This is a genomic window from Mycolicibacterium aubagnense (assembly GCF_010730955.1).
Lineage (GTDB): Bacteria > Actinomycetota > Actinomycetes > Mycobacteriales > Mycobacteriaceae > Mycobacterium > Mycobacterium aubagnense.
In genome coordinates this window covers 2,448,628-2,469,937 of sequence record NZ_AP022577.1, presented here as the reverse complement: position 1 = coordinate 2,469,937, position 21,310 = coordinate 2,448,628, and the positions used below count along the sequence as shown (strand labels likewise).

20 protein-coding genes are annotated in these 21,310 nt (G+C 66.4%); 17 read left to right on the top strand and 3 right to left on the bottom strand.

Annotated elements, in window-relative coordinates; translation table 11 throughout:
* Nucleotides 1–97 precede the first annotated feature (97 nt).
* The 9 genes from groL to G6N59_RS12220 all read left to right on the top strand — a co-directional run bounded on the left by groL (nt 98) and on the right by G6N59_RS12220 (nt 10,342).
* Nucleotides 98–1,723 carry a chaperonin GroEL gene (gene groL, locus G6N59_RS12260; protein WP_138232511.1) on the top strand — a complete coding sequence of 542 codons (1,626 nt, stop codon included), beginning with the start codon at nt 98–100 and terminating at the stop codon, nt 1,721–1,723.
* A 212-nt stretch (nt 1,724–1,935) separates the two neighbouring features.
* On the top strand, nt 1,936–3,171 hold the full coding sequence (locus G6N59_RS12255; protein WP_138232510.1) for a DUF4878 domain-containing protein: 1,236 nt from the start codon (nt 1,936–1,938) through the stop codon (nt 3,169–3,171).
* Complete coding sequence (locus tag G6N59_RS12250) at nt 3,168–4,178, top strand: AAA family ATPase (protein ID WP_163911269.1); 1,011 nt, start codon at nt 3,168–3,170, stop codon at nt 4,176–4,178. The genes G6N59_RS12255 and G6N59_RS12250 overlap by 4 nt, the downstream gene beginning before the upstream one ends.
* A 5-nt stretch (nt 4,179–4,183) precedes the next feature.
* Entirely contained in the window at nt 4,184–5,083 is a 900-nt protein-coding gene (locus G6N59_RS12245) for a DUF58 domain-containing protein (RefSeq protein ID WP_138232509.1), read from the top strand.
* A complete protein-coding gene (locus G6N59_RS12240) occupies nt 5,073–5,546 on the top strand; it encodes a hypothetical protein (protein ID WP_138232508.1) in 474 nt (157 codons plus the stop codon). Before G6N59_RS12245 ends, G6N59_RS12240 begins: the two co-directional genes overlap by 11 nt.
* On the top strand, nt 5,537–6,601 hold the full coding sequence (locus G6N59_RS12235; RefSeq protein WP_138232507.1) for a hypothetical protein: 1,065 nt from the start codon (nt 5,537–5,539) through the stop codon (nt 6,599–6,601). Before G6N59_RS12240 ends, G6N59_RS12235 begins: the two co-directional genes overlap by 10 nt.
* Nucleotides 6,598–7,641, top strand: a complete 1,044-nt coding sequence (locus G6N59_RS12230; protein ID WP_138232506.1) for a vWA domain-containing protein — start codon at nt 6,598–6,600, stop codon at nt 7,639–7,641. Before G6N59_RS12235 ends, G6N59_RS12230 begins: the two co-directional genes overlap by 4 nt.
* Nucleotides 7,638–8,648 carry a hypothetical protein gene (locus G6N59_RS12225; protein WP_163911266.1) on the top strand — a complete coding sequence of 337 codons (1,011 nt, stop codon included), beginning with the start codon at nt 7,638–7,640 and terminating at the stop codon, nt 8,646–8,648. Before G6N59_RS12230 ends, G6N59_RS12225 begins: the two co-directional genes overlap by 4 nt.
* 224 nt (nt 8,649–8,872) lie before the next feature.
* Nucleotides 8,873–10,342, top strand: coding sequence for a hypothetical protein (locus G6N59_RS12220; protein ID WP_220099691.1), 1,470 nt, complete (start codon nt 8,873–8,875; stop codon nt 10,340–10,342).
* On the opposite strand, the gene G6N59_RS12215 is transcribed toward G6N59_RS12220, so the two are convergent.
* Nucleotides 10,321–12,078 carry an N-acyl-D-amino-acid deacylase family protein gene (locus G6N59_RS12215; protein WP_138232504.1) on the bottom strand — a complete coding sequence of 586 codons (1,758 nt, stop codon included), beginning with the start codon at nt 12,076–12,078 and terminating at the stop codon, nt 10,321–10,323. The two genes, G6N59_RS12220 and G6N59_RS12215, sit on opposite strands and share 22 nt — an antisense overlap.
* Before the next feature lie 134 nt (nt 12,079–12,212).
* On the opposite strand from G6N59_RS12215, the gene G6N59_RS12210 reads away from it, so the two are divergent.
* The 7 genes from G6N59_RS12210 (at nt 12,213) to G6N59_RS12180 (ending at nt 17,841) form a co-directional block, all read left to right on the top strand.
* Entirely contained in the window at nt 12,213–12,824 is a 612-nt protein-coding gene (locus tag G6N59_RS12210; protein WP_407665854.1) for a hypothetical protein, read from the top strand.
* A gap of 100 nt (nt 12,825–12,924) precedes the next feature.
* Entirely contained in the window at nt 12,925–13,308 is a 384-nt protein-coding gene (locus G6N59_RS12205; RefSeq protein ID WP_138232503.1) for a VOC family protein, read from the top strand.
* A 26-nt stretch (nt 13,309–13,334) separates the two neighbouring features.
* Entirely contained in the window at nt 13,335–13,868 is a 534-nt protein-coding gene (locus G6N59_RS12200) for a mycothiol transferase (protein ID WP_179970306.1), read from the top strand.
* Between the two features lie 7 nt (nt 13,869–13,875).
* Nucleotides 13,876–14,436, top strand: coding sequence for a phosphatase PAP2 family protein (locus G6N59_RS12195; RefSeq protein ID WP_138232501.1), 561 nt, complete (start codon nt 13,876–13,878; stop codon nt 14,434–14,436).
* Nucleotides 14,437–14,489: 53 nt separating this feature from the next.
* Nucleotides 14,490–16,007: an aldehyde dehydrogenase family protein gene (locus tag G6N59_RS12190; RefSeq protein WP_138232500.1), complete on the top strand. Its 1,518-nt coding sequence runs from the start codon at nt 14,490–14,492 to the stop codon at nt 16,005–16,007.
* Nucleotides 16,008–16,065: 58 nt separating this feature from the next.
* The gene (gene ppk2, locus G6N59_RS12185; protein ID WP_138232499.1) at nt 16,066–16,932 is read left to right on the top strand and encodes a polyphosphate kinase 2; all 867 of its coding nucleotides are present in this window, start codon (nt 16,066–16,068) and stop codon (nt 16,930–16,932) included.
* A 27-nt stretch (nt 16,933–16,959) separates the two neighbouring features.
* Nucleotides 16,960–17,841: a hypothetical protein gene (locus tag G6N59_RS12180; RefSeq protein WP_138232498.1), complete on the top strand. Its 882-nt coding sequence runs from the start codon at nt 16,960–16,962 to the stop codon at nt 17,839–17,841.
* A gap of 51 nt (nt 17,842–17,892) precedes the next feature.
* Here the strand turns inward: G6N59_RS12180 and G6N59_RS12175 are convergent, their stop codons facing one another.
* Nucleotides 17,893–19,953 (bottom strand): prolyl oligopeptidase family serine peptidase, encoded by a 2,061-nt coding sequence (locus tag G6N59_RS12175; protein ID WP_407665853.1) that lies wholly within the window; start codon nt 19,951–19,953, stop codon nt 17,893–17,895.
* Here G6N59_RS12175 and G6N59_RS12170 point away from each other — a divergent pair.
* On the top strand, nt 19,947–20,435 hold the full coding sequence (locus G6N59_RS12170) for a DUF779 domain-containing protein (protein ID WP_138232496.1): 489 nt from the start codon (nt 19,947–19,949) through the stop codon (nt 20,433–20,435). The genes G6N59_RS12175 and G6N59_RS12170 overlap by 7 nt on opposite strands.
* Here the strand turns inward: G6N59_RS12170 and G6N59_RS12165 are convergent.
* Nucleotides 20,419–21,309 carry a cyclopropane mycolic acid synthase family methyltransferase gene (locus G6N59_RS12165; RefSeq protein ID WP_138232495.1) on the bottom strand — a complete coding sequence of 297 codons (891 nt, stop codon included), beginning with the start codon at nt 21,307–21,309 and terminating at the stop codon, nt 20,419–20,421. The genes G6N59_RS12170 and G6N59_RS12165 overlap by 17 nt on opposite strands.
* Nucleotide 21,310: the final 1 nt, after the last annotated feature.

Below are 21,310 nucleotides of genomic sequence, written 5' to 3'. Positions count from 1 at the left end.
GCCGGGGCCGCATCTGCGAGCACAGCCCAGGCCGTCCGTCGCGGGCGCTGCGCCTGACCAAAGACGTGCAATTCCCAACCGGAGGAATTACTTCGCAATGGCCAAGACAATTGCGTATGACGAAGAGGCCCGTCGCGGCCTCGAGCGGGGTCTCAATGCCCTCGCCGACGCGGTAAAGGTGACGCTGGGCCCCAAGGGCCGCAACGTCGTCCTGGAGAAGAAGTGGGGCGCTCCCACGATCACCAACGATGGTGTGTCCATCGCCAAGGAGATCGAGCTGGAGGACCCGTACGAGAAGATCGGCGCTGAGCTGGTCAAGGAAGTTGCCAAGAAGACGGACGACGTCGCCGGCGACGGAACCACCACCGCCACCGTGCTGGCTCAGGCCCTGGTTCGCGAAGGCCTGCGCAACGTCGCTGCCGGCGCCAACCCGCTCGGCCTGAAGCGCGGCATCGAGAAGGCCGTCGAGGCCGTCACCGCGTCGCTGCTGGCGTCCGCCAAGGCGATCGAGACCAAGGAACAGATCGCTGCCACCGCCGGCATCTCGGCCGGTGACCAGTCCATCGGTGACCTCATTGCCGAGGCCATGGACAAGGTCGGCAACGAGGGTGTCATCACCGTCGAGGAGAGCAACACCTTCGGCCTGCAGCTGGAGCTCACCGAGGGCATGCGCTTCGACAAGGGCTACATCTCGGGCTACTTCGTCACCGACGCCGAGCGTCAGGAAGCCGTCCTGGAGGATCCCTACATCCTGCTGGTCAGCTCGAAGATCTCGACCGTCAAGGACCTGCTGCCGCTGCTGGAGAAGGTCATCCAGTCCGGCAAGCCGCTGCTGATCATCGCCGAGGACGTCGAGGGCGAGGCCCTGTCGACCCTGGTGGTCAACAAGATCCGCGGCACCTTCAAGTCCGTCGCCGTCAAGGCCCCGGGCTTCGGTGACCGCCGCAAGGCGATGCTGCAGGACATGGCGATCCTCACCGGTGGCCAGGTCATCAGCGAAGAGGTCGGCCTGTCCCTGGACACCGCTGACGTTTCCCTGCTGGGCACCGCCCGCAAGATCGTCGTGACCAAGGACGAGACCACCATCGTCGAGGGTGCCGGCGACGCCGACGCGATCCAGGGCCGCGTGGCCCAGATTCGCGCCGAGATCGAGAACAGCGACTCGGACTACGACCGCGAGAAGCTGCAGGAGCGCCTGGCCAAGCTGGCCGGCGGTGTTGCGGTGATCAAGGCCGGCGCTGCCACCGAGGTGGAGCTCAAGGAGCGCAAGCACCGCATCGAGGACGCCGTTCGCAACGCGAAGGCCGCCGTCGAAGAGGGCATCGTCGCCGGTGGTGGCGTGGCCCTGCTGCAGTCGGCTCCGGCGCTCGACGAGCTCAAGCTCGAGGGTGACGAGGCCACCGGTGCCAACATCGTGCGTGTCGCCCTGTCGGCTCCGCTGAAGCAGATCGCCTTCAACGGTGGTCTGGAGCCGGGCGTCGTCGCCGAGAAGGTGTCGAACCTGCCCGCCGGTCACGGCCTGAACGCCGCGACCAACGTGTACGAGGACCTGCTGGCCGCCGGCGTTGCCGACCCGGTCAAGGTCACCCGCTCGGCGCTGCAGAACGCGGCGTCCATCGCGGCGCTGTTCCTCACCACCGAGGCCGTCGTCGCCGACAAGCCGGAGAAGGCCGCCGCTCCCGCCGGCGACCCGACCGGTGGCATGGGCGGTATGGACTTCTGAGTCCAGCTCTTTTACGGGAAAGCCCCGACTCGCCTGGCGAGTCGGGGCTTTTTCGTGTCACTGCCCGGTGGGTGTCGTTCACCGTCGTGTGCGCTGGTTGTTGGCGACGGAGGGTCGCCTGGAGTAGTGATACCGTCGGGTCGCCGGTGTACGTCGGCACGGGGAGAGGGGGAGGTTCAATTGGTGACGGTTCTTGACGGTGGATTCACCTCGTGACGCAGCCACCGCAGTCGCCTTTCGGTGGTCCCAATCCGGTTGACGGGCCGGCGCCGCAGCATCCCGGTTACGGGCAACCGCCGCCCGCGCCGCAGTGGGGCGGTCCGGCGCCGCAGGGTGCGCCGCCTCAGGTGCCGCCGCACGGGGGTTGGCCGGCCGCGCCGCAGCAGCCGCAGTTCCAGAACTTTCCGCAGCCCGGGTACGCGCCGGCGCCCCAGCAGGCCAAGAGCAAGAAGGCACTGTTCATCACCGGCGGAGCCACTCTTGCGGTGCTCCTCGTGGTGGGCATCGTCGTGGCGATCGTGTCATTCTCCGGCGGCGGATCGAACGGTCCCGGTGGTGGTGGCGCGAGTTCGGCAGAGGGTGCGGTCAAGGGTTACCTGGAAGCGCTGTCGAAGGGAGATGCGGGCGCCGCCTTGGCCTTTGGCGCCGATCAGCCGGGCTCCAAGGACTTCCTGACCGACGATGTGCTGAAGCAGCAGACGGCCAAGTGGCCCATCACCAACGTCCGGATTCTGAGCACCAACGAAACCGGTCCCATGGCGCAGGTGCACGTGTCGGTCAACTTCGGTGATCAAACCGCCGACCAGACGTTGATGGTGAAGAAGGACGACAACGGCTGGCGCCTGCCGACTGCCAGCGTCAAGGTGAATCTCGGTGCGAGCGGTGGTATCCGGATGAACAACCCGGCTACCGGTCAGCCCCTGCCGGCCGCGCCGCTGACTCTGTTCGGCAAGCCCGCGCCGAGTAATGCGGCGGTGTATGTGTTTCCGGGGTGGCTCGATCTGGGTTCGGCAAGCAAGTATCTGACGGTGTCGACGGCGCGGCCGGTGTTGCTCGACGGGTTGGTCGCCTCAGGTGTCGGACTCACTGTCGGCACCCAGATGCAGCTCAGCGAGGCCGGCTCGGAGGCGGCCAAGCAGGCCGTGGCCGCCGCGGTCGCCGAATGCGCGAAGTCCACGTTGCTGGCGCCGCCGGGCTGCCCGAACGCCATGCCGAACCCGACGCTGACCGACGGGACCGTGCACTGGGAACCGCCGGCCGATCTGAACCAGGTCAACTACACGTTCACGGCGTTCGACCTGTCGGTGCGCACCATGGGGACCTCGCAGTGGACCATCACCGCGACGAGCACCAGTGGCGCGACGGTGCAGGGCAAGCAGTTCGTCCCGCTGATGGGGCAGATCGATATGACACAGGATCCGTTGACAGTGAAGTGGTTCGGCCGATGAGCGCCCCGGCGAACACGATGCAGCCGCAGCCGACACGGGAAGAACTCGACCGCGCCCGCTCGGTGGTACATGCGGTGTCCGGAGCATTCGCGGCCAAGGTGGTGGGCCAGACCGGGCTGCAACAGAGCTTGTTGATCGGGCTGTTCACCGGCGGCCATGTGTTGCTGGAAAGCGTTCCGGGACTTGCCAAGACGACGGCCGCACGGGCCGTGGCCGACGCGGTGCAGGCCAAGTTCCGGCGCATTCAGTGCACCCCGGATCTGCTGCCGAGCGACATCATCGGAACCCAGATCTTCGACGCGTCCAAAGGCGTCTTCCACACTCAGCTGGGACCGGTGCACGCCAACATCGTGCTGCTGGACGAGATCAACCGGTCAAGTGCGAAAACCCAGAGCGCCATGCTGGAAGCCATGGAGGAGCGCCAGACCAGCATCGCCGGCGACGTCTACAAGATTCCCGAGCCGTTCCTGGTGCTCGCCACGCAGAACCCGGTCGATCAGGAGGGTACCTATCCGCTGCCCGAGGCGCAGATGGACCGGTTCATGTTCAAAGAGATCCTGAGCTATCCGAATCCTCGCGAAGAGGCGGAGATGGTCTTCCGGATCGACGCCGGCGTTTACACCAACCACCGGAATGCTCCCGTGGCGTCGCTGGACGACATCCTGTACATCCGGGACGTGGTGCGACGCGTCTACCTCGATCCGGCGATCGTCAACTACATCACCCAGATCGTCGCGGTGACCCGTACCCCGCAGCAGTACCTCCCGGCGAATCTGGCCCGGCTCATCGAGTACGGCGCCAGTCCGCGTGCCACCATCGCCTTCTGTAAGGCGGCGCGGGCGTTGGCGTTGTTGTCGGGTCGCAACCACGTGCTCCCCGACGACGTGAAAGCACTGGCGCACCGGGTGCTGCGGCACCGGCTGATTCTCGGGTTCGAGGCGGTGGCCCAGAATGTCACTCCGGAAGTGTTGATAGACAACGTCATTCAGGCAGTCCGAACCCCCTAGTCGCGATGGGTGTACTACTGCAGGAGGTCAAGGCGCAGACCCTCGCCGGCAATCGGCTCTCGGGTCCGAACGGGGTGTCCCGCGGGCTGCTGGAAGGCGAGCACCGCTCGATGTTCCAGGGACGCAGTCTGGAATTCGACGATCTGCGTCCCTATGTCCCGGGCGACGACGTCCGCGATATCGACTGGAAGGCGTCGGCGCGCTCGCCCGAGGTACTGGTCAAGCGATTCGTCTCGTACCGGCAACAACGGATCCTGATGGTCACCGACCTCGGCCGAAACGCGTTGGCGCTGGCGGCCAGTGGCGAGGTCAAACAGCGGGTCGTGCTCAATGCCGTTGGTCTGGTCGGGCTCATCGCCATCAGCAAGGGTGACGAGATGGGCCTGGTATACGGGGACGCGACGGGATCGGCACACATGCCCAACCGGCGTGGCGAGGCGCACCTCGAGCACATCCTGGAACGGGTCAACCGCCACGACGTCGCCGGCAGTGGCCGGAGCGACATCTGCAGACAACTGGACTATGTGCAGCACCATTTCCGGCGCAGGCACATCGTTTTCGTGATCTCCGATGAACCCGATGTCAGCCCGGAGCTGGACGAGCAGTTCCGCAAGGTGGCGGCGCGTCACGACGTGTACTGGGTGACGGTGCGCGACGCCCCGATGATCGGAGCGCCTGGATTCGGCGGCGAGGGATACGACGTCGACAGCGGCAGAACGCTGCTGCGCGAAGAGATCCTGGGGCACCGGGTACTGGAGGCGTACCGGCGGGCCGAGGCCCAGCGCGAGGCGGCATTCGAGCAATACGTCAACAGCTCCGCGATCCCGTGCGCACGGGTTTCCGGCAGTGGTGAGTTGTTTGGCGCCGTCACCCTGATGTTGAAGAAGGCCGGCCGTGGCAAATGACTTTCTGAAATGGGTTGTGGCGCCACTGCCGTACTCGATGCTGTGGCTGGTGCTCGGCGTCCTGCTGATCCTCGGGGTGATCGGCTGGTTCGGCGGCGTGCTGGTGTGGACGCTGCCCGTCGAACGGTTGCGCACCCTCCCGGTGATCCGCGACATCAGCGCTCGGGTGCTGCAGCGCAAGTTCAGCGCCGCGGTCGGACGCGTAGCCGACCGATACCGTGCCGGTGAGCTGAGCAGCCGTCAGGCGTACACCGAAATGAGCCGGATACTGCGGAATTTCGTGTTCTACCGCACGGGTGTGCCGGCCCAGTACATGACGTTGGGTGAGGTGGAGCGCGGGCCTGCGGCTGCGGCGGCGCCCATCGTGAAGGCCCTGTACACCCGACAATTCGACGTTGTCGACAACCCCGATGTTGCTGCCGCGGCAGCGCAGGTGCGGAGCGCGATCCGGTCATGGAGCTGAGATGGTGGTGGGTGGTCGTCGTGGGGCTGACGGCCTTGGTCGTCATTGTGGCCGTCGCGTTTCTCTGGCCGCTGAGACCACAACAGCGCCGGCTGCGTCCGCTGGCGTGGGTCGGTCGCTTGACCCAGCTGCCCGAGTACGCACGCGCCTATCGCCGGTACCGAATCCTGTTGGCGGCCATCGCCGCAACGACGGTCGGCGTATCACTGTGCGCAATCGTGGCCACTGCGCGGCCCGTCAGTGCCCAGGCCACCGCCGCGGAGATCAACCGGGCGCACCCGGAGGAGATCATGCTGTGTGTGGCGGATGACCCGGCCGCCCACGACGCGTCCGTGCTGTTCTCGTACTTCCGTGACCAGGCCGCAAAATTCGAGACACAGCGTCTCGGCTTGACCTCGCGCATGCTGCGGGTGATCCCGCTGACCCGGGACTACGCCTTTCTCCAGGAGCAACTGGGCCGCTATGCGAACCTGGAGCGGCAGAAGTCCGAACAGAAGCCCGCTGCGGAGGACACCGCGGCGCTGCAGCGCGCGCAGCATGAGTTCGGCCGAACGGTCAACTATTCCGACTATCAGCTGACCGTCAACGATGCTCTCGCCTTGTGCATGAAGGGCTTTCCGGGCGTGGGAAAGTCGTCGGACGCCCGGCGCTCGGTGATCTACCTGGGGCCCGCCGGCGGTTCGAAGGCGCCCATCTACTCTGACGCCGCGCTCGGCGCGCTGGCCAGATCCTCGGGTATCCAGCTGAACGTCCTGACCCGGACGACGCGCGACGCCGGCGGCGCGCTCGGCGGCATGACGGAGGCCACCGGCGGACGGTTCATCAGCTACGTCGCGGCGGATCCCAAGGGCGGCAACAGCGGAACGCAGCAGGACGCGATGGACGCGGCACTGCGCAGCCATCTCGACGACATCCGCGCTCACCCACCCGCGCTGACCCGTTCTGACGGAACCATTCTGGTCGAGCAGGTGCATGACCGGCCCAATACGGTGCTGGCCGTGGCGCTGGTCATGGTGATCGTCTTCTCGCTCTGCCTGGCGGGGGTGCGTCGATGACGTTCGAACCGGTGGTGGCCTGGTGGGTGTTCCTGCTGCTGGCCGGGCTGACCCTGATCCTGCGCATGTTCACCCTCTACCGGGTGTTGGTGGTGGTCGGAAAAGGCAGCCAGCGCAAGGTGGTGCTGCGCTGGAGCTTGTTGACGCTGGTGATCGTCTGCCTGTTCGCGGCGGCCGCGCGGCCGGGCGTCGAAGGGGCCAAGCAGGTTTCGGATCAATCTGTCGCAGCGGCCGCCGGCCGCAATGTGAATGTGTTCTTCGTCGTCGATCGCTCCCTCAACTCCAAGGCCGAGGATTACGGGAACAACCAGTTCCGGATGGCCGGGATTCGGGCCGACATGCAGTCGATCGTCGACCAGTACCCCTCGGGACGGTTCTCCATCACGTCGTTCGCGACGAAAGCGCGCGTCGATTGGCCGTTGTCCGACGACGTGTGGAGTCTGCGCGCGCTGCTCAAGGGCTATTCGGCGTACGAGTCGGACTTCGATTCGGTGTATCAGGTCGATGTCGGCGCGGCCCAAGACCAGTTGAAGCGCCAGCTGGAATTGGCGCAGCGCCAATACCCGGGTGCGACCAACGTGGTCTTCTATCTCGGTGAGGGAGCGGGTGTTTCGAAGCGGGTGGCGACGAAATTCGACATCCCCGCGGGGTTGATCGCCGGAGGCGCGGTGCTCGGCTACGGCACGGCCGGCGGCGGCCGGGTGGCCAGCAAGCTGGCGGCGGGCGGTGAGATGTCATATTTTCCGGACCCGAGTGGTGCGCAGTTCCTCTCGGCCTTCGACGAGGCGTCGCTGAAGACCGTCGCCGGCCAACTGAATCTGCCGTACTACCATCGGACCTCGGGCGATTCGACGGCCACCATCATCCCGGCGCTCGATGTGAAGGCCGCCGCGGAGAAGCAACAGGTTTCGCTACCGGGGGAGCGCACCGAGTTCTATTGGATATTCACGGCCATCGCGATGCTGTTGATGGGCTATGAACTCTTCGCCATGGCACGGGAGTACCGGGTTTCCCGCATGACGAAGGTGCGGGGCGAATGACGAAGGTAGCAGTGGCGTGGCAGCGGGTGGCCGCGGCAGTCGGTCGGTACTTCTCGGCCGGCCCGCACCGAAAGGTGTTGCGGCGCAAACTACTGATCATCTCGGTGCTGCCGGCTCTGTTGATCGTGGGCATCGCGGTCAAGTTGGTGACGATGGTGACCTACGGGCAGTCCGCGAGATCGGACTTCGTCGCATATGACTCCTACGGTATGGCGCGCGATGTGCGGAAACTCAAGTCGTTCAACGTGATCGACTCCTACAAGGCGTATTTCGCCGACGGTGACCGCTATCTGCTGGAAGGCAAACTGGTGGACGCCGAGTCGGAGTTCAAGAAATCGCTGGCACTGGTCGACGACGATGAGTCGTGCCCGGTGCGCATCAACCTCGCCGAGGTGCTCGAGGCGCGGGGCGACGTGAAGAACAGTGAGAAACACCGCGACCAGGCGAAACCCCTGTGGCAAGAGGCGCTGACGGTTGTACAGCAGGCGCCCGCCCGTTGTTTCGACACCACGACCGAGCCCGACGAGGCGCAGCGTAAACACCGCAACGACACGGCGAAGCGGTTGCAGGACAAGCTGAAGGATCCGGAGCCGAAGTCCTCGGACGGGCAGGGCGGTCAGGGTGGCCAGGGCAACAGCGGCGGGGAGGGTGACTCGGGTCAGAACGGCCAATCGCCTGGCCAGGGTGAGCAGCCGCCGAGTCCCGGCAATCCGCCGCCGGGCCCGGGTGAGCAGCCCCCGAGCCCGGGCAATCCGCCGCCGGGTTCGGGAAACCCGCCGCCCGGTCCGGACGCTCAGGGCTCGGGCCCAGGCCCAGGCGGTCCGGACGGTCAAGCCCCGGCCGGCGGACCCACCACACAGGCCCCCGACACCGTTGGCGCAGACCGTGTCGCGACCGAATCCGGCGGGGTGTCGACGCATGAACTGCATCCGCAACAAGGCGATCGGGGTGATGTGCTCAAGCGGTTGCTGGAGGATTCCGGTGCCACGGGTATCGATCGTGAGTGAGCTGCCGCGCCACTGACCGGGTGGCGGAGAACTGGTCGAAAAATCGCCTTGTGGTCAGGTTCGTGAGCCCACGGCGCGCGAGGCGTTGCTGAACCGACCGCGGGAGTGCCGGGAATCTGGTAACAATTGACCTTTAAGTCAATATTGGGTCCATTGCGGCGCTGCATCCCCCAGTTGCCGTCACACCGCAGGGGGTCGTTCTCATGACTGCTTCCGTTCGACTGATGCCGACCAGGTTGGCAGCCGCGGCTCTGACCGCCGGCGTGGTCGTGGCCGGGTCGGCGATCGGTACGACGGAGCGCGTGCAACCGATCATCGAGGCCAAGGTGGTCAACACCTCGTTGATCACCGACTTTTTCGGAAGCGTGGGCTGGTTCGTGCAAGGAGCGGCGTCAAGCGTTGCGATTCCGATCGACACCGTGGTGTCGCTGCCGTTCGACGCATTGACCGCCATCGCCGTCGCCGTGCAGAACCCGGGCTCTGTCCCGTCGGTGTTGAGCTGGCTGGTCAATCGGTACGCCAACCCGGCTGAGTCGTATCCGTATTACACGTTCCCGTGGGATTTCAAGACGAACGCGCTCGGCGACATCGCCCTTGCGTTTCCCTACCCGCTGGGCCCGAGCGGCGCCCAGCCTGGGCTGATCAACAGCGTCGTCGACGGCATCGCAAACGCGATCGGCAGCGCCCTCAGCGGGCTCCCTGATCCAGCCGCCGGGGCGGCCGGCGCCGACGCGTTCTGGGCGACCACGGCCGGACGCATCCTGACGTCGGTGAACAACCTCCCAATGGCTCCGGTGTGGGCGCTATGGGATGTCGCCGACTATGCCGGCTTCCTGCCCTACAACGTGGTGGCGACCATCGAGTCGGCCATCAAGTCCCCGCAAGCAATTCCCGGCTTGATCAGTAATTTGATCTACGGGCTGCTCGGCTCCGATGCCCAAGGTGGCTTGGCGGGCTACCTGATCCACGACCTCAGCTATCCGCTGACCACTCTCCCCGGGCCGGTTGGCCAGTTCGCGACCAACGTGGTCGCGAATCTTCAACAGGGGCTCGACAATCTGCTGGCGAATCTTCCGGCGCCGGTACCGCCGAATCTCTTGGCGGCGAAAACCGCTGCGGGCGCGGCGCCCGTATCGACTGCCGCGGTTGCGGGCGCGGGCGTGGGTGCCGCCGACATCCCGGCGGTCGCCGGGCCGAGTGTGAATGCGGTGACGCTCGCGGTGTCGGGCGCCCCGGACGCCACCAAGGCTCCCGACGCCACCAACGTCCCGGACGCCGCGAAGGCTCCGGACGTCACGAAGGCTCCGGACACCACCAAGGCGCTGGACAACTCGAAGAGTCCAGACGCCCCAGACGCTTCGAAAGCCCCGGACGCTCCGACGGTGCCGCAGAACAAGCCGGGCGAGCAGGACGGGGCGACCGCTACCGGACCCGCGGCTGGTGACACGGGCACGGCAGGAAATACCGACAAGCCGAAAACGACGGCCGACAAGGTCAAGTCGGGCAACAAGGTTCGGCCGGGCACCAAAACCGCCCCGAGCGGCGCGGCGACGGGCAACACCGACACACCAACGTCGACCACTGGTTCTGACAAACCGCCGGTGTCCGGGGGCACCGACAAGCCTGCCGGCGGCGCTCATCCCGATCCGAGCGGCTCAAGCTCCGTGACGGATCACGCGGGCGCGGCTGCCTGAGCTGCCGGCGCGGGTTGACGGCCACGGACCAGACGTCCCGGCCGCGCCGCCGTCGGCACGCCGTTCTCGGCGATGATCTCGCCGGACACGATGGTCGCGACGTAGCCGTCGGCGGTCTGGTCCAGGCGACGCCCACCGGCGGGCAGGTCGTGTTCGATGGTGGGCTTGTGCAGCGTCAGGGTGTCGTGGTCGATCACGTTGAGATCGGCCTTGTAGCCCACCGCGATTCGGCCACGGTCGGCCAGGCCCGCGACGCGCGCCGGTACCGACGTCAGCTCCTTCACCGCGTGTGCCAAGTCCAACCGGCCGGCGGCCCGGTCGCGCACCCAGTGCGTCAGAAGGTACGTGGGAAATGAAGCGTCGCAGATCATTCCGTAGTGCGCGCCGCCGTCGCCGAGGCCCAGGATGACGTCGTCGCGCTGGATCAGTTCGCCCACGGTGTCGAGCGAACCGTCCCGGAAGTTGGCGAGGGTGACCAGCAGCATGGCGTGCCCGTCGTCGTCGAGGACCCGGTCGTAGGCCTCTTCGAGTGGGCTGACGCCGCGGGCGGCAGCCCGTGCGGCGATCGAATCCGACTGTGCCGGTTCATAATTCGGAGGAGTGCCCAGTGGGAACATGTAGTCCCACGCCTGTGCCGCGAACATCAGCGGGTGGCCGTCGGCGGCCGCGGTGTCGTTCAGAATCCGCTGGCGTACTTCGGGTTTGCGCATTTCGGCGACGCGCTCTGCCAACGGCAGGTCGGCGATCTCGCGATATGAGGGATACAGCACGAACGGATTGCCGGACAGCTCCAGGCCGATGACGAGGCCGATCGGCCGGGGAAAGATCTGGGCCGAGATCGAACCGCCATCGGTATTGGCCTTCTCGACCATGCGCAGCGCGTCCTCGAATGTCGCCGGCCCGGCGTTGCCGACCGCCAGCGTGAACGTGACGGGCAGCCCGACGTCGGCCGCGACGTCGAACACGGTCTTGAGCGCGACCTCGTAGTCGCCCGACAACAGGTCGGGCACGAACTGGATCAGCCCGCCGCCGCCGTCTTCGATGCCGCGGGCGATGGCCTCGATCTCCACCTGTGCCGCGTCATGGCTCGGGATGGGCTGCCCGCCAGCGGTCTTGTGCAGCGTCAGCCGCGACGACGCGAAACCCAGCGCACCGACCTCCACGGCCTCGGCGGCGAGCTTGCGCATCAGCGCGAGGTCCTCGGGGGTGGCAGGCTCGCGGTCTACGCCGCGCTGCCCCATCACGTACACCCGCAGCGGGGAGTGCGGCAGGAATGCGGCGACGTCGATGTCGCGGCGTCCCGCGTCAACCGCATCCAGGAATTCGGGGAAGGTCTCCCAGGTCCACGGCAGGCCGTCGACCATCACCACTCCGGGGATGTCCTCGACGCCGGCCATCACGTCGACGAGTACGTCGTGATCGTCGGGGCGGCACGGCGCGAAGCCGACACCGCAGTTGCCCATGACCGCCGTCGTTACGCCGTGAGCGGACGACGGGGTCATCCGGTCCGACCAGATGGCCTGTCCGTCGTAGTGGGTGTGCAGGTCCACGAAGCCGGGTGTGACGAGCTTGCCGGTGGCGTCGATCTCGCGGGTGCCGGTGCCCTCGACAGTGCCGACGGCCACGATGGACCCGTCCTGAACTGCGATATCGCCACGGAAGGGCGTGCCGCCCAGCCCGTCGACGATGAGTCCGCCCCGAATGACGATGTCGTAGGCCGCGCCTGCTGCGTTCATGTGAACAACGTACGACTCAGCCCCTCATCAGATCTGTGAGTTGGCTTTGAGTTGAAGATTAGAACGGCTAGGCATTGCAGAAACGATGTATCGTGATAGGTACAAGATGCATCGAATCAACGAAAGGAATTGCGATGTTCTCAGCTGGTTTCGGCCCCGGTTTCGGTGGGGGCTTCGGCCCGGGATTCGGCGGCTTCGGTCCCGGCGCGGGTGGTCCCGGCGCCTGCGGCCCAGGCTTCGGTGGTGGTTTCGGCGGCGGCTTCGGAGCCGGGGCCGGGCACCACTTCTTCAAGGGTCGTATCAAGCGTGCCGCGATTGCGGCGGCCGCGCTACTACAGGAAGGTCCGGCCACTGCCGAGCAGCTCTCGCAGCGGGTTTCGGAGATCACCGACGGCGCGTTCACCCCGCCGGTGGACAAGGTCGAGTTCGTCATCTCGCTGCTCGCCGCGCGCGGTGTGGCCACGGTCGACGAAGGCGTCGCGACGCTGACCGAGTTCGGTGAGCAACTGCTCGCCTGGCGCGGCATCAGCAGCGAGACGGTGCAGGCGTTCCTCGGGCAGGCGGCGAAGTTCGGTGACGTCATCAAGCTGCGCAAGGACTTGTTCGAGCTCGCCGGTCTGGCGCGCACCATCAAGTTCACCGGAAACGACACGCAGAAGGCCGACCTGGCAGCAGCTGTCGCGACGCTGTCGGCAGCCGTCGCCGAGGCCAAGAAGGCGCTGTACCGCACCTTGGCCGACAACTGACGGGCCGACAACTGACGGGCAACTGACCACATCGGAGCGGCGGACCCACCCGGGGTTCGTCGCTCCGATTGTTGTCGGTACCCCGTGGCACCATCGGGGCATGATCGATCACGTCGGTATCAACTGCAGCGACTGGGCCAAGTCCAAAGAGTTCTACGACGCCGTGCTCGGTGTCCTCGGGTACAGCCGGCAGATGGATTTCGAGGTCGCCATCGGCTACGGCCGCGACGGCAAACCGGACTTCTGGATCGCCGATGCCAGCGCGGGGGACGCCTCGGGTCCGAACCGTGAAGTGCATCTCGCGTTCCAGGCCGCCGATGCCGACGTGGTGACGACATTCCATGACGCCGCAGTCGAACTTGGTGCCGAGTCACTGCACGCGCCGCGGCTCTGGCCCGAGTATCACCCGGGCTATTTCGGTGCCTTCGTTCGCGACCCGGACGGCAACAACGTCGAGGCGGTCTTTCATGGCGCGGCCGGCTGATGGCTGGCTCCGGTAGCGTCGGCACCATGTCTGACACCGCTGCAGCGCGGGAATTGTTGCGCGACTCGTTCACCCGGCTCATCGAGCACGTCGACGAGGTCACCGATGGTCTCACCGAAGACGTGTCGTGCTGGCGTCCGACGCCGGAGGCCAACAGCATCGCGTGGCTGCTGTGGCACAGCGCGCGGTGTCAGGACATGCAGCTGTGCGACATCGCCGGCGTCGATCAGGTGTGGACGAGTGAGGGGTGGGAGCAGCGGTTCGCTCTCGACCTGCCGCACAGTGCTGCCCCCGGCTACGACATCGGGTACGGTCACACGCCCGAAGACGTCGGCAAGGTACGACCGCCGGTCGACTTGCTGGTCGGCTACTACCGCGCGGTGCACAAGGTGACGTTGGAGTACATCGCCACCGTCACGTCGGAGGAACTCGAGCGGATCGTCGATCGCCGCTGGAATCCGCCGGTCACCGCGAGCGCGCGACTGGTCAGCATCGTCGACGACTGCGCGCAGCACCTGGGGCAGGCCGCGTATGTGCGGGGTATCGCCGCGCACAGATGACCGGCCGATGACAACTGAGAAATTCGTCCGCTGGTGGCCGCCGGTCGGGCTCGTGATGATGGCCCTGTTGGGCTGGGTTGTCGGCAAGGCTTCCACGCCGGTTGACGACGTCTTCCAGAGCGCGGGGCGGGCCGGGCAGCCGTATACGGGCTGGCTGCTGTTCTTCACCGATCCGCGCGTGCTCCTGGTGATGCTGGCGATCGCGATCGCAATCACGTTGTGGCACAAGCGCTGGCGCCTGGCAGCGGTCATCGTGTTGACGCCACTGCTGGCGGTGTTCATCGAGCGCGGACTCAAAGAGCTGTTCGGCCGGCACAAGGGCGGGGCGCTCGCCTATCCCAGCGGGCATACCGTCTTGATGGTGACGGTGCTGGGCGTGATCGTCGCCGCCGCCGGGGCAGTGCTGTGGGCTCGACTGCTCGCGGGCATCTTCGTACCGCTGGGCATGCTCGGGCAGGCCTTCACCTATCACTACTTCACGGACACCGTCGGCGCGTTGCTGTTCGGGTCCAGTCTGGTGTGCCTGGCGGTCTGGGCTGCGACGGCGATGGCGGCCAGCCGAATTTGACACGCGTCAAGCCGGGTGCGACCCATGTCACACCTGGTCGTTACCATGGCCGTATGACCGCTACGTCTGACGTCCAGTCGCCGGGTTCCGGCACCATCTACGACCCTGCCACCGGTGCCATCGCAGGAACCGTGAGGTGGACGGACCTGGACGACGTACCTCGCATCGCCGCCGGCCTGCGCGCTGCGCAGCGGGAGTGGGAGGCCCGCGGGCCGCAGGGGCGGGCGAAGGTGCTGGCGCGTTTTGCGGTGTGGCTGAACGATCACCGCGATGAGGTCGAAGCCCTGCTGGTCCGCGAGACCGGTAAGTCGATGGTCGACGCGAAGGTCGAAATCCCGTTGGCGATCCTGATCATCTCGTACGTGGTCAAGACCATGGAGAAGGCGTTGGCACCGGATACCCGGCCGGCGCCGATGCCCATGTTGTCGATCAAGAAGATCACCGTGCACTACCGTCCGCGTCCGGTGGTCGGCATCATCGCGCCGTGGAACTACCCGGTCGCCAACGCACTGATGGACGCCATCGGGGCGCTCGCGGCCGGCTGCGCCGTGCTGCTCAAGCCGTCCGAGCGGACCCCGCTGACCGCCGAGTTGCTGTTGCGCGGTTGGACCGACTCCGGTGCGCCCGAGGTGCTCGCGCTGGCGCAGGGCGCCCGCGAGGTGTCCGAGGCCGTCATCGACAACGCTGACTTCATCCAGTTCACCGGCTCCACGGCCACCGGGCGCAAGGTCATGGAGCGCGCGGCTCGCCGTCTCACCCCGGTCAGCCTCGAACTCGGTGGCAAGGACCCGATGATCGTGCTCGAGGACGCCGATGTGGAGTTGGCCGCGAACGCCGCGGTCTGGGGCGCGATGTTCAATGCCGGGCAGACCTGTGTGTCCGTCGAGCGTGTGTACGTGCTGGAGCCGGCGTACGACGCGTTCGTCGAGGCCGTCGTCAAGGCGGTGCAGAACCTGAAGGTGGGCGCCGGCGAGGGGCACCACCTGGGCGCACAGATCGACGCGAGCCAGGTGGACATCACCGAGCGGCACGTCAACGAGGCGCTGGCTGCCGGTGCCCGGGCGCTGACCGGCGGCAAGCGCCCCGACGGGCCGGGCAGCTTCTACCCGCCGACGGTGCTCGTCGACGTCGACCATTCGATGGCGTGCATGACCGAGGAGACGTTCGGCCCGACCCTGCCGATCATGAAGGTCGCCACCGTCGGTGACGCGGTGCGCCTGGCCAATGACAGCCCGTACGGGTTGAGCGCCACCGTGTTCTCCGGCGACGTGAAGCGGGCCAAAGATGTTGCACTGCAGCTTGATTGCGGTGCCGTGAACATCAACGACGTGCTGGCCAACCTGATGTGCACCACTGCGCCGATGGGCGGCTGGAAGGCGTCGGGCATCGGCGCCCGCTTCGGTGGAGCGGACGGGATGCGCAAGTTCTGTCGCCAGGAGACGGTGGTGGAGCCGCGCACCAGCGCAGGCGCCGGCGGCAACTACTACCACAACTCGATGAAGGCGCTGGCCCGCATGAACACCGTGCTGACCAAGGTGTCGTTGATCCGGTCGAAGCGCACCGCCAAGTAGCACCTGCTGTTCACCGGGATGTCACCGTCAGGTTCGGCGGAGCCGTTATTTTCGGCCGGTGACCCTCGACACCGCTACCGCCAACGGCTATGCCGTTCGCGATGACGACGACGACGATCCCGAGTTGGTACTGCTGCCCAGTGGGGAAGTGGTCGACACCTGGCGTGAGGGCTATCCGTACGACGACCGCATGAAGCGGGATGAATACGAAGAGCAGAAGCGGTTGCTGCAGATCGAACTGCTGAAGCTGCAGAAGTGGAGCCAGGCCAACGGCCACCGCCACGTCATCGTGTTCGAAGGCCGGGACGCCGCCGGCAAGGGCGGGACCATCAAGCGGTTCATGGAGCACCTCAACCCGCGCGGCGCCCGCGTCGTCGCGCTGGAGAAGCCGACGGAGAAGGAACGTACCCAGTGGTACTTCCAGCGCTACGTGAACCATCTGCCGGCCGCCGGTGAGCTCGTGCTGCTCGACCGCTCCTGGTACAACCGGGCCGGGGTCGAGCGGGTGATGGGCTATTGCACGCCCAAGCAGCACGCTGAATTCGTCCGTCAGGCACCGCTTTTCGAGCAGATGCTGGTCAACGACGGCATCAGCCTCACCAAGCTGTGGTTCTCGGTGACCCAGGCGGAGCAGCGCACGCGCTTCACCATCCGGCAGGTCGACCCGGTGCGCCAGTGGAAGCTCTCACCCACAGATCTGGCCTCGCTCGACAAGTGGGACGCCTACACCACGGCCAAGGAAGAGATGTTCGCGTGGACCGACACCGAGGTCGCGCCGTGGACTGTGGTGAAGAGCAACGACAAGAAGCGCGCCCGGATCAACGCCATGCGCCATGTTCTCGGTAAGTTCGACTACGACAACAAGGACCATGAGGTGGTCGGGCACGCCGACCCGCTGATCGTGGGACGGGCGCTGTCCGACTGAGCGGCGCCCACCAACGTAGGAGGGCGCTTGCGATTCGTCGCGACACTGCTGTTGTGGCTGGTCACCACCGTCGCTGTGGCGGTGGCGGTACCGGTCTGCTGGGCGCAGCACACGCTCGTCGACCGGGGCGGCTACGTCGCCCTGGCGACCACGGCAGCGCAGAACCCTGAGCTGCAGAAGGCCACGGCCAGTGAGTTGGGCATCCAGATCAACAAGCTGGCCACCAGCGCGGGTTATGACCTGAGCACCAGCACCATGTCGACTGCGGCCGGCCTCTACACCTCCAGCTCGGTGTTCCCGGGCCAGTTCGGCACGGCCAACGGCTACGCGCACGACTGGCTGTTCACCGACACCATGGCGCACTCGGACGCATCCGGCCGCTGGACCATCGATCTGTCACCGATGCTGTCCGACGGGTCGTTCAAGGCGACCCTGACGGCGCTCGGGATCCGCGTCCCGTCGAAAATCGAAGTGCCGATCACCGATTCCGCCCAATCGGTGCGTCCGGGCCAGTTCCGCGCTGCGACGACGTGGGGACCGTGGGTACGGGTCGGCATTGGCGTCCTGACGGGCGTGTTCGCCCTGCTGACGCTCGCGGTGGCCCGCTCTCGCGGGAAAACCGTTGCTGCCCTGGGGATATCGACCATGATCGTGGGTGCTGCCGGCTGGGCCGGCATCGAGGTGGGGCGTCGGTACTTGGGCGACGGGCTGAACCGCACCACCGGAAACGTCCGGCAGGTGGCCGACGTCATGGTCGATACGGCCATCGCGAACGCCCACCAGTGGCTCAACATCACCCTCGCCATCGGTGGCGGCTTGGTGGTGCTGGGCGTGCTCGTGACGCTGCTGGGCAACCTGGGTCGACGCGTGGTCCGCAAGCCCAAGCCCGCGGGAGCTCCTACCGCCTGACAGCGATTTGTGCACGAAAATCCGCGGCCGGCGCGGAAAATCGTGCACAAATCACGAGCCGATGGTCCGCTCCAGGAACGAATACACCAGCGCGGCCTTGAACGCGGCCTGCGAATTGTCCGCGGCTCCGCCGTGTCCGCCCTCGATGTTCTCGTAGTAGCTGACGCGGTGGCCGACGGCCTCGAGCGCTGCCGTCATCTTCCGCGCGTGGCCGGGGTGTACCCGGTCGTCGCGCGTGGAGGTGGTCATCAGCAGCGCCGGGTACTGCCGATCGGCCGAAACGTTCTGGTACGGCGAGTACTTCGAGATGAACTCCCAGTCGTCGGGGTTGTCGGGGTCGCCGTATTCGGCCACCCACGACGCACCGGCGAGCAACAGGTGATACCGCTTCATGTCCAGTAGTGGCACGCTGCACACCAGAGCGCCGAACAACTCCGGGTACTGCGTGAGCATGACGCCCATCAGCAGCCCGCCGTTGCTGCCACCCTCGGCGGCGAGCTGGTCGACAGTCGTGATGCCGCGCCGCACCAGATCGGCTGCGACAGCGGCGAAGTCCTGGTAGACCAGGTGGCGGCCCTCGCGTATCGCCTGCGTGTGCCAGCGGGGGCCGTATTCACCGCCGCCGCGGATGTTGGCCTCGACGTAGGTGCCGCCCTGGGTCAGCCACAACCGGCCGAGCACGCCGGCGTAGCCGGGCAGCATCGATGACTCGAAGCCGCCGTAGCCGCTCAGCAGCGTCTTCCTCGGCTCCGTGACACCGCGTTGTCCCACAACGAAATACGGGATGCGGGTGCCGTCAGCTGAGGTCGCGAAGTGCTGCGACACCTCGACCTCGGAGGCGTCGAAAAACCCCGGCGCCCGCTTGATCTCGGCCACCGCGCCGCCGGCATGTCCCCAGAGCAAGCGCGACGGGCTGTCGAATCCGCTTGAGTCCAGGAAGATTTCGTCGCCGTACTCGTCGACGTCGACGATGACCGTGGTGGCGTGCTCGGGCACGCCCGGAATGTCCTCGCGCTCCCACGTGCCAGGGGTGACGAGTTCGATGTGGCCGATGACGTCGACCAACGTCTGCAGCAGCAGCCGGTCGCGGGTCCACGCGAAGTTCTGCATGCTGCTGTGGTCGTCGGGCTCGAAAACCACACTCAGGTCCCGGTTTCCGGCGAGGTAGTCGGCGTAGCGCGAGGCGAGCAGCGTCCCCGCCGCGTACGTCGTCTCACCGACGGTCCATTCGACTCGGGGCCGGATCAGCAGCCACTCCCGGTGGATGGAGATCGCGGCATCGGTGGGTACGTCGATGCGGATCAGTTCGTCGCCGCGGAGTTCGTAGCGTTCGCGGTTGAAGAAGTCGGTGGACCGCGACACCATCAACCGCTCGAAACCCGGTGTGCTGTCGTAGCCCGCGCCGACACTGACGTCCGAGGCCGTGCCTTCGAAGATCGTCACGGCCTCCGACAGTGGCTGCCCGCGGTGCCACCGCTTGACGATCCGCGGGTACCCCGAGTCGGTCATGGCGCCAGGCCCGAAATCGGTGCCAACCAGCACCGTGTCGGGCGTCTCCCACGAGACGCTGGACTTGGCCTCCGGCAGGCTGAACCCGTCTTCGACGAACAGCCTTGTCTCCATGTCGAACTCGCGCACCACGGTGGCGTCGGCCCCGCCGCGCGAGAGCGCGATCAGCGCCAGGTTCAGCCCGGGCTCGATGACGTCGGCGCCGGCCCAGACCCAGTTCTCATCCTCGTCGGCCGCGAGCTTGTCCAGATCGATCAGCACGTCCCACTCGGGGGCGTCGGTGCGGTAGCTGTCCAGCGTCGTGCGCCGCCACAGCCCGCGGGGGTTCTCCGCGTCGCGCCAGTAGTTGTAGAGGAACTCGCCGCGGCGCCGGACGTAGGGGATGCGGGCGTCGGTGTCCATCACTTCGAGGGCGTCGGTGCGCATCTGCTCGAAGCGCTCGCCGCCGAACTCGGCGATCGTCGGCTCGTTGTGCTCGCGCACCCAGGCGAGGGCGTCGTCGCCGGTGACGTCCTCAAGCCAGAGGTGGGGGTCTTCCGGAACGAGAGATTCAGAACTCACCCGGTCATTCTTACCCTCCGGCGTAGGGTGGCCGTATGCCATCTCGGGCACTGATCACCGCCGAAGCCGCCGAGCTGTTGCGCGCGCTGCAGGACCAGTACGGGCCGTTGATGTTTCACCAGTCCGGCGGTTGCTGCGACGGGTCGTCGCCGATGTGTTACCCCGAAGGCGACTTCATCGTCGGCGACCGGGACGTCCTGCTGGCGGTGCTCGACGTCGGCCCGGACGGCGTACCAGTCTGGATCTCCGGTCCGCAGTTCGAAGCCTGGCAGCACACGCAGCTGATCATCGACGTGGTCGCGGGACGGGGCAGCGGGTTCAGCCTGGAGGCACCCGAAGGCAAGCGCTTCCTGTCGCGTGGCCGGGTGTTCACCGAAGCGGAGAACGCCGAACTGGGCGCGCAGCCGCCCGTCACCGGCGCGCAGTACGCGCAGGGTGCGCGACCGGTGACCGGCGGCACGTTGGTTGTCGACCACGTTGAAGAGGCGTGCCCGGTGCCGAGTGGGGTCAGGCCTCGGGTTTGACGTAGGTCACCAGATTGACGTCGAGCATCTCATCGGTGAAATAGTGCTGGCACCCACGCAGGTACCGCATGTAGCGCTGGTAGACCTCGTCCGAGGCGATGGCGAGGGCCTGCTCGCGATGCGCCTCCAACGTATCGGCCCAGATGCCGAGAGTCTGGATGTAGTGCGGACGCAGTGACAGGCATTCCGGCACGTCGAATCCTGCTTTCCTGCCGTGCTCGACCATCATGTCGGCAGTCGGGATCCGCCCGCCCGGAAAGATCTCCGTGACCATGAACTTGATGAAGCGGGCGGTCTCGAACGTCAGGGCCTTGCCGCGCCGGTTCAGATCGTAGGGGTGATAGCCGGTGCTGCTCTGGATCACCATCCGGCCGCCGGTGGGCAGGATGTCGAAGCAGTTCTTGAAGAAGTCGTCATACCGGTCGAAGCCGAAGTGCTCGAAGGCCTCGATGGAGACGATGCGGTCCACCGACCGGTGGAACTGCTCCCAGCCGTGGAGCTGCAGCTCCCGCGTCCTCGTACTGTCGACGCCGTCCAGCAGTCGTTTGGTGTACGCGAACTGATTCTTGGACAGGGTCAAGCCGATGACGTTGACGTCGTACCGTTCGACGGCACGGCGCATGGTCGCACCCCAGCCGCAGCCGATGTCCAGCAGCGTCATTCCCGGTTCCAGGTTCAGCTTGTCGAGGTTCAGGTCGATCTTCGCCACCTGGGCGTCTTCGAGGCTGAGGCCGGGCGGTTCGAAGTACGCACAGCTATAGGTGCGGCTTGGGTCCTGGAACAGCCCGAAGAAGTCGTCGGAGATGTCGTAGTGGGCCTGGATGTCTTCGAAGTGCGGCTGCAATTGCGTTGTGGTGGGGGTGCTTTCGGTCATG

Coding starts and splice junctions, on each gene's coding strand:
- groL (WP_138232511.1), top strand. CDS start 98: ATGGCCAAGACAATTGCGTATGACGAAGAGGCCCGTCGCGGCCTCGAG.
- G6N59_RS12250 (WP_163911269.1), top strand. CDS start 3,168: ATGAGCGCCCCGGCGAACACGATGCAGCCGCAGCCGACACGGGAAGAA.
- G6N59_RS12245 (WP_138232509.1), top strand. CDS start 4,184: ATGGGTGTACTACTGCAGGAGGTCAAGGCGCAGACCCTCGCCGGCAAT.
- G6N59_RS12235 (WP_138232507.1), top strand. CDS start 5,537: ATGGAGCTGAGATGGTGGTGGGTGGTCGTCGTGGGGCTGACGGCCTTG.
- G6N59_RS12230 (WP_138232506.1), top strand. CDS start 6,598: ATGACGTTCGAACCGGTGGTGGCCTGGTGGGTGTTCCTGCTGCTGGCC.
- G6N59_RS12225 (WP_163911266.1), top strand. CDS start 7,638: ATGACGAAGGTAGCAGTGGCGTGGCAGCGGGTGGCCGCGGCAGTCGGT.
- G6N59_RS12220 (WP_220099691.1), top strand. CDS start 8,873: ATGCCGACCAGGTTGGCAGCCGCGGCTCTGACCGCCGGCGTGGTCGTG.
- G6N59_RS12215 (WP_138232504.1), bottom strand. CDS start 12,078: ATGAACGCAGCAGGCGCGGCCTACGACATCGTCATTCGGGGCGGACTC.
- G6N59_RS12210 (WP_407665854.1), top strand. CDS start 12,213: ATGTTCTCAGCTGGTTTCGGCCCCGGTTTCGGTGGGGGCTTCGGCCCG.
- G6N59_RS12205 (WP_138232503.1), top strand. CDS start 12,925: ATGATCGATCACGTCGGTATCAACTGCAGCGACTGGGCCAAGTCCAAA.
- G6N59_RS12200 (WP_179970306.1), top strand. CDS start 13,335: ATGTCTGACACCGCTGCAGCGCGGGAATTGTTGCGCGACTCGTTCACC.
- G6N59_RS12195 (WP_138232501.1), top strand. CDS start 13,876: ATGACAACTGAGAAATTCGTCCGCTGGTGGCCGCCGGTCGGGCTCGTG.
- G6N59_RS12190 (WP_138232500.1), top strand. CDS start 14,490: ATGACCGCTACGTCTGACGTCCAGTCGCCGGGTTCCGGCACCATCTAC.
- G6N59_RS12170 (WP_138232496.1), top strand. CDS start 19,947: ATGCCATCTCGGGCACTGATCACCGCCGAAGCCGCCGAGCTGTTGCGC.
- G6N59_RS12175 (WP_407665853.1), bottom strand. CDS start 19,953: ATGGCATACGGCCACCCTACGCCGGAGGGTAAGAATGACCGGGTGAGT.
- G6N59_RS12165 (WP_138232495.1), bottom strand. CDS start 21,309: ATGACCGAAAGCACCCCCACCACAACGCAATTGCAGCCGCACTTCGAA.